Origin of the sequence: Bordetella ansorpii, assembly GCF_900078705.1 — a bacterium.
Taxonomy (GTDB): Bacteria; Pseudomonadota; Gammaproteobacteria; order Burkholderiales; family Burkholderiaceae_B; genus Bordetella; species Bordetella ansorpii_A.
On sequence record NZ_FKIF01000001.1, the window covers coordinates 71,353 to 87,342 of the forward strand.

Below are 15,990 nucleotides of genomic sequence, written 5' to 3' on the forward strand. Positions count from 1 at the left end.
TGCGGCGCCTTCGCCGGCCTATCGCCCGTCACATGGCGTGCGCCGCCATGGCCCGCGCTTACTCCGGACCCGCATGCAGCCGTTTCTCGACCACGCCGCCATCGCCGCACTGGCGGCCCGCTCCGATGCCGTCACGCAGCCCTGTGCCTGCCTGACCTCGCTGTCCGACGCCTGGACCAGCGAACCGGTGTCCTTTCCCGAAAGCCAACTGCGGCAGATCGGCACGCTGCGTGAGTCCGCCTACGACGAACCCACGTTCGAGGAATACCACCCGGCCGGCACGCATTTCTGGTCGCCCGGCGCGCCCATCGCACCGCGCTGGTTCCCGGCCAACCGCAGCGACGTGTGGGAATGCGCCATGTGCACGCGCGTGTTCCTGCGGTATGTGGAAGGCGGCGGATACTTCGTCGACCGGCGCGTGCGGCCGCTGGCGGCCAGGCTGCTGGTGGACGCGCCGGCCTGAGCGCGGCGGCTCCGCGCAAGGCCCCGAAACGGGCCCTGCGAGGGGTCGTGCCCGACCGGCAGGATCAAGCTATCGGCTGCTGACGCGCAGCCACGATCCCAAGGCCCGATTGCACGGGTGCACGCCGCCGCCCGCCACGCCATTTCCGCATCCGTCGTCGCGCTCCCGCGGGCCGGGCTCCTGCCCCGCGATGCGCGGCTGGCCACCATCCTCGAACGGCGTGCGGTACAGCCCTGCCGGCACCTGCGACAGCCCGCCAGGCACGATCGTGAAGGTGCCCGGCACGAAGCCCAGCGCGTAGTTGGCGGACGCCGCCAGGCTGCCTTGCCCGATGACATAGCGGCCCAACGCATCACCGGGCTCGCGCGCCAACTGGCCGGAGACCACCTGCGCCAGGCTGTCCCACGCGGCCAGGCTGCCGCCGCTGACCGTCCAGGTCAGCGCCGGATCGACCTGTCCGGTCATGCGGCTCTGGTCATCGGCCGTTACCGTCAGCGAGCGCGGCGTCACCAGCAGGTTCGCGCCCACGTAGCGCACCTCGTAGTTGGAAGATGCCGCCAGCGTGCCTTGCGCGATGCCGTAACTGCCCACATCGCTGCGCGCCGTTGCCGTGGTGGCCAGGGCGCCGCCCAGCGTGTCCCCGCCCACCAGCCCCTGGCCGCCCAACAGGTACGTCAACAGCGGGTTGTCATCGCCGTACTGGCGGCTCAGGCCGTTGGCCGTCACCACCAGCACGCGGGGCGTGATGTCCGCCGAGGTGGCCGCCGTGTTGGAGGCCAGCACATAGTTGCCCGCCTTGCCGCCTGCCAGCACGATGTCGGACACGTCCACGCGCTTGCCCGTGCCCGCGTTGACGTCGGCGAACAGGAAGCGTCCGTCGGCCGTGACCGCGTCGCCGAACAGCACGCCTGCCAGGCCCACGCTGCCGGTCGCGGCCCGGGTCGCGTCGTACACCTTGCCGTCGGCCGTAACGGTCACCGAAATCGTGCGCGGCGTGATGACCAGATCGGCGCCGTTGTACGTCACCATATAGTTCGGCGAGGCTGCCAGCGTGCCTTGCGTGATGCCGTAGCTAGCCACGTCGCTGGTTTGCTGCGCCGCCGTGGCCAGTTGACCGCTGAGCGCATCGCCGTTGACCAGCCCCTTGCCGCCCACCGTGTAGGTCAGCGCCGGATTGACATCCCCGTAGACGCGCGTCTGCCCATCGGCATCGATGACCAAGGCGCGCGGCGCGATGCTCAACGCGCCGGCCGTGTAGCTCGTGATGTCGTAGTTGCCCGACGCCGCCAGCGTGCCTTGCAGAATGCCATGGACGCCAACATTGCTGGTCACGCCCGCCGTCGTGGACAGCGCGCCGCTCAAGGCATCGCCATTGACCAGGCCCCGGCCGCCCACGGTGTAGGTCAGCGCGGGATTGGCATCGCCATAATCGCGCGACTGATCGTTCGCAACGATGCTGATGGCGCGCTTGCCCACGGTCAGCGTGCCGCCGGTGAAACCCGTGACGTCGTAGTTGCCCGACGCCGCCAGCGTGCCTTGCAGGATGCCGTAGGCGCCGACGTTGCTGGTGACGCCTGCCGCCGTGGTCAGCGCACCGGACAGCACATCGCCATTGGCCAGGCCACGCCCGCCCACGGTATAGGTCAGTGCCGGATTGGCATCGCCGTAGTCGCGCGACAGATCGTTGGCCGTGATGCTGATGGCGCGCTTGCCGATGGTCAGCGTGCCGCCGGTAAAGCCCGTGACGTCGTAGTTGCCCGAGGCCGCCAGCGTGCCTTGCAGGATGCCATAGGCGCCGACGTTGCTGGTGACGCCTGCCGCCGTGGCCAGCGCGCCGGACAGCACATCGCCATTGGCCAGGCCACGCCCGCCCACGGTATAGGTCAGTGCCGGATTGGCATCGCCGTAGTCGCGCGACAGATCGTTGGCCGTGATGCTGATGGCGCGCTTGCCGATGGTCAGCGTGCCGCCCGTGAAGCCGGTCACGTCGTAGTTGCCCGAGGCCGCCAGCGTGCCCTGCAGGATGCCGTAGGCGCCGACGTTGCTGGCCGCGCCCGCCGCCGTGGCCAGCGCGCCGGACAGGGCGTCGCCATTGACCAGGCCGAGCCCGCCCACGGTATAGGTCAGCGCGGGATTGGCATCGCCATAATCGCGCGACAGATCGTTCGCCACAATGCTGATGGCGCGCTTGCCCACCGTCAGCGTGCCGCCCGTGAAGCTGGTGATGTCGTAATTGTCCGACGCGGCCAGCGTGCCGATCGTGATGCCGTAATTGCCCACATCGCTGGCCGCATTCGCCGTGCTGGCCAATGCGCCCGTCAAGGTGTCGCTGCCGACCAGGCCCGCGCCGCCCACGGTGTAGGTGAACGCCGGGTCGGCATCGCCGTAGACGCGCGAGGCGTCGTCAGCCGTGACGGTGATGCCGCGCTTGCTGATCGTCAGCGTGCCGTCCACCATCACGATGTCGTAGCCCGTCTGGCCCGAATACAGCCCGTTGGCAATCGTATACGTACCGGCATTGACGCCCGTCAGGTCCTCGCCCAGGCTGCCTTGCAATACCGCCAAGGCATCCGAGGTGGTATAGGCGAAGGCGCCCTGGTAGGCGTTGCCGTCGTAGGTCTTGGACGCATCGGCAGCCGTCACGGTCACGCTTTTCAGGAAGCTGCGCAGCAGCGGGCCGGTATGGCCGCCGTAGATGCGCCATGCCTTGCCCGTGCCGCCCGCATCATCGATGTCCCAGCCCGCATCGGCGTACGTGGAGAGGTCCTGGAACTGCGCCAGGGTCAGGCGCGTGCCCAGGCCGTTGTCCTGGCTGCCGTTGTCCAGCCAGAAGGACGCGCTGACCGTGGGCGGCGTCGCCGGGTCGGCGGCATCGATGCCGCCGGCCAATCCCCCCTGCTGCGGGGCCGCGCCCGATACCGCGCCCGTGGCGTAGGAATTGCTGATGGAGCCGCCCGCCAGCAGGCCGGCCAGGCCGCCCGCGTAGGCGCCCGACGCCACAGCCGCGTTGGATACCGCGCCGGTGGCATAGGCATCGCTGATCGTGCCCCCCATCATCGCGCCGACCAGACCGCCCGCCACGGCATCGGTGGCCGCGGCGGAAAGCACCGACACGGCGCCGGAGGCGTAGCTGCCCCGCACCGCCGACGGACCTTGCATGAGCGCGGCCAGGCCGCCGGCAAGCGCGCCGCCGCTGGCGCTGCTGGATACCTGGCCGGTGGCGAACGACCGGTCTATCGTGGATTCGATCAGCGTGCCCACCAGTCCGCCGCCGTAGCCGAACATATCGCCCTGGGCGGTCACATCGCCGGTCGCGTAAGCATCCGCGATGGCGCTTTGGACGGCATAACCGACCAGTCCACCCAGCGTCCCATCGACGCCCGCGCTGGTGCTGACCGTGCCCGTGGCATGGACATTCGAGACGCTGCCGCCTTCCAGATAGCCGACCAGCCCGCCAGCACCCAGAGCCGGCCCGACAACAACGGACACGTCGCCCGTGGCGTAGGCGTTGTCGATGATCGCGCCGTTGACGTGGCCCACCAGCCCGCCCACGATGAGGCCGCCGGACACATCGGCGCTGGCGTGCGAATTCGAGATGCTGGCATCTTCGCGTGCCATGCCCACCAGCCCGCCAACGGTGCCGCCATTGCCCGTCACCGTACCCGTCACGCTGACGTTGTCCACCGTGCCGCCAGCCATGAGCCCGGCCAGCGCACCGGTCGTCGTGCTGCCGGTGATCTGGACGTTGCTCAGGGTCAGGTCGCGGATCTGCGCGGACGACAGGCTGGCGAACAGGCCGGCCTGGGACAGGCCGGTGACCGTGACGCTCAGGCCATCGATGGCGTGGCCCTGCCCGTCCAGCGAGCCGTCGAAGGCCTGGATGGGCACGAAGCCCGCGCCGCTGTTCCAGTACGCCGTGCCGCTGGCGTCGATGTCACCCGCCAGCGCGTAGTACCCGCCCCCTGCCACGATGCCCTGCAGGCCATAGACGTCGAAGATCCGATACGGCGTGGCCTCGGCGCCCGTACCGCCCTGCGCGCGCAGGAAACGCGCGCCCGACGCGACGTCGAGCTGGAAATCGCGCGCGTAGAAGGCGGGCAGCGTGCTGCCCACCTGGCGCCAGGCGCCCGCGCCGGTTTGCCGGTAGGTGTCGACATCGATCGCGGTGTTGCCGGTCAGCGTGATGTCCTGTCCCGCGTCGATACTGAAGGCGCCGTCCTCGGCGTCGATCGAGCCCGCCAGCGTCAGGCCCTGCGGGGCGACCAGCGATAGCGACGAGGCATCGGCCCAGCTCGCGTTGCCGCTGAGCACCAGCCCCTGCGCGCCGGTCAGCGTGATGTCTCCGCTGACGCCGAACAGGCCGGAGGTGGCCACCGACAAGGCGCCCGAGGCAGTGATATCGCCATTCAGCAGATACGCGGAGGCGCCAGCCTGAAGATCCAGGCCCACACCCTGGCTGGTCGACAGCACGCTGCCGCCCAGGGGCCCGATGAAGTCCAGGTCGGTGCCGGACGCGAGGTCCCCCATCGCGCCCGACAGGGCGGCCATGGTGGCCGACACGCTGCTGGCCGACGTCGTGATGCCCAGTTCGCCGGTGCGCAGCGCCAGGCCGCTGGTGATGCCCTGGTCGTTGAACGTCGCGCCCTTCTGCGGCATGCCGTGCAGATAGGCCAGGACGTTGTCGTCCACGGCATCCGGGGCCGTCAAGGCATAGAAATAGCCGTTGGCGCCGATCGAGCCCTGGCCCGCCTGCGCGCCCTGCGACGCCACGATCACGCTGCCCCCCGCGCCGGCCGCCGCCCCGCCGGCCGTGGTCACGGTGCCGCTGACGGCCTTGGGCGTTTCGCCCGAGGCAAACTGCCATTGCAGATAGGGATACAGCCCGGCGCCCGTGCTCCAGGTTTGCGGGTCGAAGCCGGGCGGCAACGTGCCCTGCAACTGCGCCGTGGTCATCGCCGTGCCGCCGCCCGATGTACTGTTCAGACCCGTGGTCTGGAAGTTCCAGTACGACGACAGGATGGAGCCGGTTCCCTGGGAGGCGCTTGCCACCAGCCCCCCCTTGACGCCGGCGCCAGAGAGATACCCCGTGGCATACGTATTCACGATGTTCCCGGCCGACAGACCGACCAGCCCACCGGCGATCGCACCGCCGGAGACCGCGCCCATCGCATAGGCGTCGCCGATCAGGCCACCGGCGGCCAGAATGCCGGCCAAGCCGCCGCCAACCTCGGTGGCGGTGACCGAACCCGTGGCGTAGCTCCGCAGGACCGTGCCCGTGACATCTCCCGCCAGTCCGCCGGCAGTCTCGCCGCTGACCGCGCCGGTCGCGCCGCTTGCAACGACCGTGCCGAACACATGTCCGGCCAGTCCACCCGCATAATTCGTCGAGGACACGTCGCCCGATGCGAACGAACCCTGTATCGTGCCGTCGTTCAGCGTGCCGACCAGCCCGCCCGCCACACCGCTGGTTCCCGCCGTGTTGGCAACGGTTGCGGCCGAGCGCGAATTCGTCACATTGCCGCCGAGATCGAGATACCCGACGGCGCCACCCGTGTTGATGCCGCCCGTCACCGACCCCGTCACGTCGACGTCCTCGACCAGCCCCCCGTTTTGCAGCCCCATGACCGCGCCGACGTTGGTGGCGCCCCCGCCATCGATGGAAACGTTGGCCAGGCTCAGGGCGCGCACCGTCGCGCTGTCGCCCTGGCCGATCAAGCCGGCACCCACATTGCCCACGCTGCGGATGTACAGGCCATCGATGACATGGCCGCCGCCGTCCAGCGAGCCAGTGAAGCGTTGTCCCAACACGCCCGCGATCGACACGAAACCCAGGTCGGTGCGCCACACGTCGGACAGCAGGCGCGTGGCCGACATGTCGATGTCGTTGCCCAACGTGTAGGCCCCCCCCAGGTCCATCGCCATCAACTGCACCTGGTGCGCCGTGCGCAGCGTGGTCGAATATTCGCTGCGCAGCATGGGCCGCGTCGAACCGTCGATCATGAACCACGTCGTGCCGAAGTCGAAGCCGGCATAGCTCGACTGGGCGTAGGCGCTGGTGCTGCCGAGCCCCGTGGCGGATACCGAAAAGCCCGATCCGGCAGCCACGGTGTAGCCGGTGCTGTCGACGTCCCAGTAGGCATTCGACGCCGAGGTATTCTGGCCGGCATAGCCGATCAGGCCGCCGACGTCCAAGATGCCCGACACCGCGCCCGAGGCATACACGTTGCTCAGCGTCCCGCCCTGGATGGGATTGCCGTAGCCGAGCCCGCTGTACCCGATCAGCCCCCCCACGCCCTGGCTGCCGGACACGTTGCCGGTGGCATAGGCGCCGGACATGAGGCCCGCGCGCATGCGCCCGACCAGCCCGCCGACCTCGACCTGGCCGGACACCGCCGCGCTGGAGGTGACGTTCTGGAAGGTGACCTGATCCGCCAACCCCACCAGCCCGCCGGTCGTGTCCTGACCCGCGACGGAACCTGTGACGTAGACGTTGGTGACCGAGCCGCCGCTGAGCCGCGCGGCCAGCGCCCCGCCGACATGGTTGCCGGTGATGGAGACGTTGGTCAGGCCGACGTTGCGGAAGACCGCACCGAGGCCGCCCTGTTCGAACAGGCCCTGATAGGTCTCGTCGGGGCGGTTGATGGTCAAGCCGTCGACGACGTGGCCCGTGCCGTCGAACACCCCGCCGAAGCCTTGGATCGTCAGGAACCCCTTGCCGCCGTTCCACAGGCGGGTGCCGGAGGCGTCGATGTCATTGGCCAGCGCAAATGCCTGGGAGCCGTTGGGGCCGCCCGGCACCGAGAGCCTGCGCAGGCCCTGCAAGCCATACACGTCGCCGATCAGCCAGGGGGTGCCCGACGCGCCGTCGCCGCCCAGCAGGCGTACGAAGCTGGCCCCATCGGCCACCCGGAAATCGCGCGCCGAGAAAGCCGGCAGCGTGCCGCCGATCTGGTTCCAGATGCCTTGCGTCAGCGAGAACGTGCCGACGTCGATGGCGCCGGCCGCGCTGGTGGTGATCTGGCCCGCCGCCGCTGGCGTCAAGGTCAGGCCGCCATTGCGGCCCGTGATGGCGGCGTTGATCGCGATGTTGCGCGCCGCCAGCAACGACAACGTGTTGCCGCTGTCCCAGGAGATTGCCTGCCTGACGGTGATGTCGCCATTGCCCGAGGAGCCGTTGCCGGTGACCAGTTCGAAGTTGGTCTGCGCCAGGCTGGCCATGATGGTGTCGGCAGACACGTTGCCGCCGTTGGCGATGTCGTCGACGACAAGGTCGTCCGGATCGACCAGCCATCGGCCTGTTTGCCCACCCTGGGCCTGCGTGGACACGCGAGTGGAATCCTTGATCTCGATGTGCTTCTTGCCCGAGGTCTCGACAAAGCCTCCCTTGCCGCCCTGCCCGCCCTCGGCCTTGATCGTGCCCGAGAACTTCGCCGCATTCCCGGCGATGGCGACCACCTGGCCGCCCTGCCCGCCCGCCGCCGTCGCCGACGCATCGATCGTGCCCGCCACCTCGACATTGCCGCCCGTGACGGTGACCGTGCCGCCCTGGCTGGCGTGGCGCGCCTCCAGCGTGCCGGTGGACTGCACCGTGCCCGTATCGCCCGCAGTCAGGAAGATGCGCCCGCCCTTGGACGCCGTGCCCGTGGCCTTGATGACCCCCTGCGTATTGCCGGCCAGCGCGTACACGTTGCCGCCGTTGGCGCGCAGTTCGGCCTGCGCGGCGCGGATCGCCCCGCTGTTCAACGCCTCGGTATCGCCGCCGCCGATCTTCACCGACAGCTTGCCGTCCGCATCGGCCGCGTCGCGCATCAGCACTTCATAGCCCGCGGCCAGCGCCACCGTGCCATTCGGCGCTTCGATGGTGCCGCTGTTCTCCACCCGCCGCGCGATCAGCGCCACGTCGCCCTGCGCCGAACGGATCGTGCCCGCGTTGATCACCTGCGCCTGGCTGCCGCCCTTGAAGGTCAGGTCGCCGCCTTGCATGAACTGCTGGTTGCCCACGTCGTGCGTGGAGGCGGCGAACGTGCCGCCCGTGTTGACCGTGCCCTTGGGACCCACGACCACGCCCGAGGGGTTGACCAGGTATACGCTGCCGGACGCCGACAGATTGCCGTCGATACGGCTGGCCGTATTGCCCGTGACGCGGTTCAGCGTGGCGCCGTTGCCGTTGTTGAAACGGGCGGCCGCCGCCTCGCCCACCGAAAACCCGTTCCAGTTGATGATGGCCCGGTTCGACGCCTGATTCACCGTCAGCGTGTTGCCCGACTGGCTGATCGTGCCGTTGCCGCCCGCGAACTGGCCGCCCGTCGGCAGGGCCGGCCCCGCGGCCGTGGCCGTCTGCGGCAGGAAGGCGCTGGCCACCAGCACGGCGCCCAGCGTCAACGTGAATGGCCGATGTCCAGGGCGTGCCGAAGCAAGACGGTTGATGGACGTGCGACGAATTGCGGTCTTGTGTGCCTGGATAGCCATTGCCATTCCTCTGGAGATGCTGCTTCAGCCTGCTTGTTGTCTCGATGAACCCGCGGCGCGGCGCGGCGCCTGCCGGGCAATACGTCAATAGCGCAACGTCACCCGCGCCTGGACGTTCCAGTCGCCGGACTGCGTCAGCCCGGCATCGCGCAGCGCATAGCCGAACGTGACGCCCGTCGACAGGTAGCGCGCCAGGTCGTAGTCCAGCCCCGCGCCCACGCCGCTGAGCGTCGTGCGCCGCCTGGTGAACCGGTCCTTGCCCGAACCCAGATCGAAGAACACGAACGGCGACACGCCATCGGCCACGCCCGTGGTCCGCGACAACACCGGCACGCCCGGCAGGCGCAGTTCGTTGCGCCACACGAAACCGCTGTCCACGCTGACGTCATCGAAGTTATACCCGCGCACCGCGTACAAGCCGCCCAGCGACATCCGCTCGGTGTCCGGCAACGATTGGCTGGCCAGCACGCCCGAGAAGCTGCTGACCCAGTTCAGGCCATGGGGCAGCGTGGTCACACGCGTCAGGTCCAGCGCCGGGTACGCATAGGTGACGTCGTCGATGCGGCCGTTGGTGAAGCTGCTCCAGGTGCGCGCGTCGTTGTCCGACGCGATGCCGCCCGGGTTGTACTTCAGGCGCGCATCGATCGAGGTGCGGCCGTAGTCGTCGGTGAGGTCGCGGTTCCAGCCCAGCACGAACTGGAACAGCTTGGCGCTGCCGCTGCCGACGTTGATATCGTCGAAATACGCCGTACGAGACAGCGACTTGAACTCGAAGCCGCCGTAGATGTCGCCCCAGTAATGCCCGGGCAGGATGTTGGAAATGGCCGAGCGATAGATCACCGGCAGCTCGAAGGCCCGGCTTTCGAAGGCGAAGAACTCGTTGGCGCGCTCGCGCGTGGCCACGAAGCCCGGCGCGATTTCCAGTTGCTGGCGCGGCGCGGTCGGGATGATGATGCGCGCGGCGTGGCTCAGGTATTTGGGATACTCGCCGCCTTCCAGGGTCATGCGGCCCTGGCTCCAGGCGTTGTCGCTGGTGGTCAGCTGGTACGACACGATGGTGCCGTTCAGGCTGGGAAACCACGCATTGGCGCCCAGCGAGTAGCGGTCCTTGCCCGTGCTTTCGGAGCCATTGTTGGCCCAGCCCGCGAACACCTGCCACGACTTGCCCGTGGTCAGGTTCACGCCCAGGTCGCTCAGCGCGGTCTGCTCGCCCGGCTGGAACACGCCCTCGGCGCGGCGGTACGGCGTGCGGTTCAGCCAGTCCAGGTCTTCCTGCAAGGCGCCCGCGTCGATGCGGCCGCCGGGCGACACGCGCAAGCCGCGCCGCACCAGCGCGGCTTCGGCCGGATCGCCACCGGCCACCGACACCCGGCCCATGTTGAACTCGATGATGCGCACCTGCAGCACGCCGCCCGTCAATTCCTGGGGCGGCAAGGTCACCGAGACGAAGGGATAGCCGCTGTCGCGGTACACCTTGGCGATGGCGGCCTGGATCTGGCCGGCCAGGGACAGCGACAAAGGCTGGCCCACGAATGGGGACAACGCGGCCCGCATCCGCGCGGCATCGGCATTGGCGGGCACGCCCGTGATGCCGGCCGCGGGCTGCTGCGCCACCGGCGCATCCTTGCCGATCAGGTGCACGCCGGCCAGGTCCACGCCCAGCGGCGTGTCGTCGGCGCGGCCATAATCCTGCTCGTCGATGCGCAGCGGCGCGGGCGCCTGGCGCGGCACTTCGGGCTCGTGGCGTTCGATGGCGGCCTGGGCCCAGACCGCCTGCAAGGGGAACGCCGCGGCCAACGCGACCGCCAGGAGGCGCGAACGACGCCAGACTGCTGTATGCATGGTTTTCTTCATCTCGATGATGCTTGTACGTGGAGTGCCCCGGTTCGACGGCTGGGGCCCCTCGACCACGGTCTTTATTGCGAAGGGCTGCCCGCCGCCACCGGTCAGGCCGTGGCGGCGCATCCGGCGCCGTTCCTGGAGGCCGCCAGCCAGACGGAAGGAAACACGGCTCGGGGCGAACCCCTTCCTGTGATCGGGCGTCAGTAACTGCTCACAGGCATCAAGTTCCAAAAGAAATGTAAAGTTCAGAAAAAAATGCCACGCATTATCGAAATAACGCGTGGCAACAGAGGATGTTTCCATCCTGACAGGTAAAAACCTAGTAGAAACCCTTGCTTATCGGCCCCGGGTTACAAAGTCTCGGCCGTACCCAGAATGGCGGTGGACTGGCTGGACAAGGTGCCGCCGTTGCCATGCACCAGCGCCGTCTTCGCCCCCTTGACCTGCCGCTCGCCGGCTTCGCCGCGCAGTTGCCGCACGGCCTCGATGGTGATGAACATGCCGTACATGCCTGGATGCGTGCACGACAGCCCGCCGCCGTTGGTATTGACCGCCAGCCGCCCGCCCGGGGCCAGCGCGCCATCGGACACGAACGGCCCGCCCTCGCCCTTCTTGCAGAAACCCAGGTCTTCGAGGAACAGAATGGGATTGATGGTGAAGGCGTCGTAGAGCTCCAGCACGTCGATGTCGGCCGGTTTCAGGCCGGCCATGCCGAAGGCGATGGGGCCGGACTGCGCGGCGGCCGTGACCGTCAGGTCGTCCATGGACGAGATCTGGCGGTTCCAGCAGGCGGTGGAACTGCCCAGCACGTAGACCGGCTTGTTGGGCAGGTCGCGCGCGCGGTCGGCGCGCACCAGCACGTAAGCGCCTGCGCCATCGGTGACCAGGCAACTGTCGCGCACGGTCAGCGGATCGGACACCATGCGGGCGGACAGCACGTCGTCGATGGATAGCGGATCGCGCATCATGGCTTCGGGGTTGAGCTGCGCCCACTTGCGCGCGGCCACGGCCACCTCGGCCAGGTGCTCCCGCCGGGTGCCGTACTGATGCATGTGCCGCGCCGCCGCCATGGCGTAGGAACTGAGCGGGCTGAGGGGGTTGTACGGCGTTTCGTACGGCTGCGGGTCGAGCTTGCGGCGCGCGGCGCCGATCTCGGCGCGGTTCAGCGTGGACGTGCGCTGCGTGCTGCCGTAGCAGACCAGCACCGCGTTGCACTGCCCGCTGGCCAGCGCCTGCAACGCGGGCATGAGATGCGCCACGAAGCTGGAGCCGCCGATCATGGTGCTGTCCATGAAGGTGGGGCGGATGCCCAGGTGCTCGATGACGGGCATGACCCACATGGTCGAGGCCACGCTGGCGGTGGCGATGCCGTCGATGTCGCGCATGGTGAGGCCGGCGTCGGCGACGGCGCGTTGCGCCGCCTGCACCAGGATCTCCATTTCGGTGTAGCCATGGGCCTCGCCCAGGCCGGCATGGCCCACGCCCACGATGGCGGTGGCGCCGCGCAATTTGGGATCGATCATGCCCGGCCCTCCTGTTGGAACACCACGAGCTTGCCATCGGGCGTATCGATAAGCCGCACCTGTACCGCCATGCCGATCTTCACGGCCTCGGGCGCGATGCCGTCCACGCGGGACATCATGCGGGGGCCTTCGGCCAGGTCGACCAGCGCGACGTTGTAGTCGCCGCCATGTTCGGCGCGGCGGCGCACCACGGTGGTGGAATAGACCGTGCCCTTGCCCGAGGGCGTGAACCAGTCCAGCCTGGGATCGCCGCAGTGCGGGCAGATGGCGCGCGGATAGAACACGGCCTGCTTGCAGGCATGGCAGCGCTGGATCTGGAACCGGCCCTGCGACAACAGGTCGTGATAGTGCTTTTCGGGGCCGGCGGGCTGGCTGCCCTGGGGCGTACCCGGCTTCTGCGACATGGCTTGCATCTCCTCTTGTGACCGTGGATCGATTGTGCGGTGCAGGGCAAGCAGGCCGCAATCTTGTTTTGCTTAGGCCGGGTTTTGCGGGGCTTAACACTGGGCGCCGGGGCTTTCTTGGAACGACCGGGCGGCGGTCATTCCATTGCCGCCCGCAGCCCATGGCTTGGCCCAAGTCACGGATTACCTGCCGCCGCGGGTGCGCGACTATCTGGCCGCGCATCCCGGCGTGGGCCTCGGCGTGCAGTCGGCACTCCAGCGCCTCGAAATGCCACCCAGCCTCGCACATGCAACAGGCGGCATCGGCGCCCCTGCTACCATCGCGTATCGCTTCCGCTTTGCCGCCCAACGTGCCGAATCCCGATCCCGACCTGCGCCGCTACGCCCCCGCCACCGAACGCAACCGCCAGCCCATCCTCGACGTCCTGCAACGGACCCTGCCCGCCTCGGGCCGGGTGCTGGAGATCGGCAGCGGCACGGGCGAACACGCGGTGTTCTTCGCGCAGGCCCAGCCGGGCTGGACGTGGCTGCCCAGCGAAGGCAACGCGGAAATGCTGCCGTCGATCCAGGCCTGGATCGACCACGCCGGCGCGGGCAACGTCGAACCGCCGCGGGTGATCGACGTGCAGACAACGGACTGGGGCGTGACGTCCGTGGACGCCATCGTCTGCTGCAACGTCATCCACTATTCGGCCTGGGACACCACGCCCGCCTTGCTGGACGGCGCGGCCCGCCTGCTGCGCCCAGGCGGCGTGCTGTACCTGTACGGCCCGTATCGCCGTGGCGGCTTGCACACCGCCCCCAGCAACGAAGCCTTCGACCAGTGGCTCAAGCAACGCGATCCGGCCTTCGGCGTCCGGAACCTCGAGGACGTCCAAGCCGAGGCCGCAAGGCGCGGCCTGGCCGCCGGCCCCGTGATCGACATGCCGGCGAACAACCTGAGCGTGATCTTCACGGCCGGCTGACCGCCGGCCTGCCGAGGCGCGCACGGCGATAGCGCCCCGGCGCGAATACATCCCGAATGCTTCCCTCCCTCCCGGCCACCGGCCAGAGGGGCATCGGCCAGGCCTGGCGGCCTTGCGCGCCGCCGTTCGCCACGCCGATTCCGGTTTGCCACCGGCAACCCGTCCCTGAAAAACACCATGCGCTCGCTGGCTGTCACACGACCTACAAAGATGTAACCACACGTTGTCACCGAGCAACAGACGCACTGTCTGGTTACCGATCTTCCGGCATTTTTCCCTGCAAAAAAGCGAAATAAACCGATAAAAATCGCTTTTACGTAGAAATATTTTTTATATCTAAAAACATTTGAAGTATCCTGTTGTGTGAACCGTCATAGATGTGCGAACATATTTAAGACACGTTTTGTTGTATTTGGTGTCCTTTCCTTGCAACGAAACCGGCAGCAAGCCCAGCTTTGGCTTCTCCTGCTGGACGCAGATATGTGCGCAATCGTGAGCTTTCTTGTTTCACCGCTGATCCCCTACGGTCCGGCCCACTCTTCCAGCAGGAAAAGGAGCCGACTCCTTCCGTAGACAAAGTCCGCACGCCGGGCTCTGGCCCCTTTTTTCAATCCCACTGCGCTTACCCCCTCCAGCGGCCTTCGCTTGGCCGCCTGGCCGGGTCTTTGCGCGCCATCGATTCAGTGTCGTAGTCACAACAGGGTTTTATGTCCACCAAGCAACTCTCCGTCCGGCTGGCCAGCTGCGCCCTCGGCGTTTCCTTCGCCTTGGCCACCCTCGCCGCCGCTGCCCAGACCCAAGCCAATGCTGCCCAGGCCAGCGTCATGGTCAGCAGCGTCACCTTCTCAGGCAACAAGGCCTACACCAGCGACCAGCTCAGCGCCATCATCGCCAACGACATCGGGCACCCGCTGACGCTCGAAGGCATGCGCGGCCTGGCCGCCAAGATCGAAGCCCACTACCACGCCCAGGGCTACACGCTGGTCAAGGTGGTGGTGCCGCAGCAGGAGTTCGGCAACAACCGCGCCCTGCAACTGACGGTGCTGGAAGGCTGGCTCGGCAACATCACGGTCCAGAACAACCCGCGTTTCCCGTCCTACCGCGTCGAACGCGCCCTGGCGGCCGAAGGCGTGGTGCAGGGCCAGCCGTTCTCGCTGGAGCAGATCGAGCGCGCGCTGACGCGCCTGAACCGCCTGTCGGGCATCACCGTGACGTCGCGCCTGCAACCCGGCACGCAGGCCGGCTCGACCGACCTGTTCGTGGACGTGACCGAAGCCAAGCGCATCACCGGCATGGTCGAGGTGAACAACTACGGCAGCGAGAACACCGGGCAGTGGCGCCTGATTCCGCGCGTGAACTTCGAAGACCTGACGGGCCGCGGCGACGAGCTGGGCTTCGTGGGCATGAAGTCCCTGGGCGCCGGCGACCTGAAGTACGGCTCGTTGATGTACTCCCTGCCCGTGAACGCGCTCGGCACCAAGGTGATGGGCTACTACTCCAAGGGCAACGTCAACGTCGGGAAGGAATACCAGGTCCTGGACATCAAGGGCGACAACTCGGGCTGGGGCCTGGGCGTCAGCCATGATTTCGTGCGATCGGCCCGCCGCATCTACACGGCGGAAGCCTGGTTCGAAAGCTCGGACCTCGAACAGAAGATGCTGTCGACCACGACCTCGAAGGACGAGATCCGCAAGCTGCGCTTCGGCCTGACGTTCGACGACACCGGCCTGTCCGGCCGCACGCTGGCGCAGATCCAGATGCATTACGGCCTGGGCGACGCGCTGGGCGGCATGGATGACAACAGCCCCCTGTCCAGCCGTGCGTATTCGGGCGGCGACAACAAGTTCACCAAGTTCACGTTCGACGTGGCGCGCATCGAGCGCATCGCCTCGCGCTGGACGCTGACGCCGCGCCTGTCGGGCCAGTACTCGACCGCCCCGCTGGTGTCGGCCGAGCAATGGACCATCGGCGGCGTGTCCTCGGTGGCCGGCTACATGCCTTCGTACTACGCCGGCGACAGCGGCTACACGGCCAGCCTGGAAGCCCGCTTCCAGGTGCTGCCCGATAACAGCCGCTACCAGGCCTTCGCGCGCGTGGACCACGGCCGGATCTTCATCCGCACGCCGTTCATCAACCAGGATTCGAACGCGCACCTGACGGGCGCCACCCTCGGCGTGCAGGCGCTGCCCATCGATGCACTGGAACTGCGCCTGGAAGTGACGACGCCGATCGGCGACCAAGATGGCAAGGGCGAAGCCGTGTACGCGCAAGCGCGCTACCGCTTCTGATCAACGACAGCGACACCGCGCCTCATCCACGCAAAA

Annotated in this window: 7 protein-coding genes; 3 read left to right on the top strand and 4 right to left on the bottom strand. The window is 68.1% G+C overall.

Features of this window, described 5'->3' with window-relative positions:
* Positions 1–73 precede the first annotated feature (73 nt).
* Positions 74–463, top strand: a complete 390-nt coding sequence (locus A6745_RS00255) for a hypothetical protein (protein WP_066122160.1) — start codon at positions 74–76, stop codon at positions 461–463.
* 69 nt (positions 464–532) lie between these two features.
* Here the strand turns inward: A6745_RS00255 and A6745_RS00260 are convergent, their stop codons facing one another.
* From A6745_RS00260 to A6745_RS00275, 4 genes are all read right to left on the bottom strand, one after another.
* On the bottom strand, positions 533–8,932 hold the full coding sequence (locus tag A6745_RS00260; protein WP_197488065.1) for an MBG domain-containing protein: 8,400 nt from the start codon (positions 8,930–8,932) through the stop codon (positions 533–535).
* A gap of 84 nt (positions 8,933–9,016) precedes the next feature.
* Positions 9,017–10,774, bottom strand: coding sequence for a ShlB/FhaC/HecB family hemolysin secretion/activation protein (locus tag A6745_RS00265; RefSeq protein ID WP_066123616.1), 1,758 nt, complete (start codon positions 10,772–10,774; stop codon positions 9,017–9,019).
* Between the two features lie 350 nt (positions 10,775–11,124).
* Entirely contained in the window at positions 11,125–12,297 is a 1,173-nt protein-coding gene (locus A6745_RS00270; RefSeq protein WP_066122165.1) for a thiolase, read from the bottom strand.
* Positions 12,294–12,701 (bottom strand): Zn-ribbon domain-containing OB-fold protein, encoded by a 408-nt coding sequence (locus tag A6745_RS00275; RefSeq protein ID WP_066122167.1) that lies wholly within the window; start codon positions 12,699–12,701, stop codon positions 12,294–12,296. Before A6745_RS00275 ends, A6745_RS00270 begins: the two co-directional genes overlap by 4 nt.
* Positions 12,702–13,051: 350 nt before the next feature.
* Between A6745_RS00275 and A6745_RS00280 the strand changes: the two genes are divergently transcribed.
* Both A6745_RS00280 and A6745_RS00285 read left to right on the top strand, forming a co-directional pair.
* Entirely contained in the window at positions 13,052–13,666 is a 615-nt protein-coding gene (locus A6745_RS00280; protein ID WP_066123621.1) for a DUF938 domain-containing protein, read from the top strand.
* A 707-nt stretch (positions 13,667–14,373) separates the two neighbouring features.
* Positions 14,374–15,954, top strand: a complete 1,581-nt coding sequence (locus tag A6745_RS00285) for a ShlB/FhaC/HecB family hemolysin secretion/activation protein (protein ID WP_066122170.1) — start codon at positions 14,374–14,376, stop codon at positions 15,952–15,954.
* The last annotated feature ends 36 nt before the right edge of the window (positions 15,955–15,990 follow it).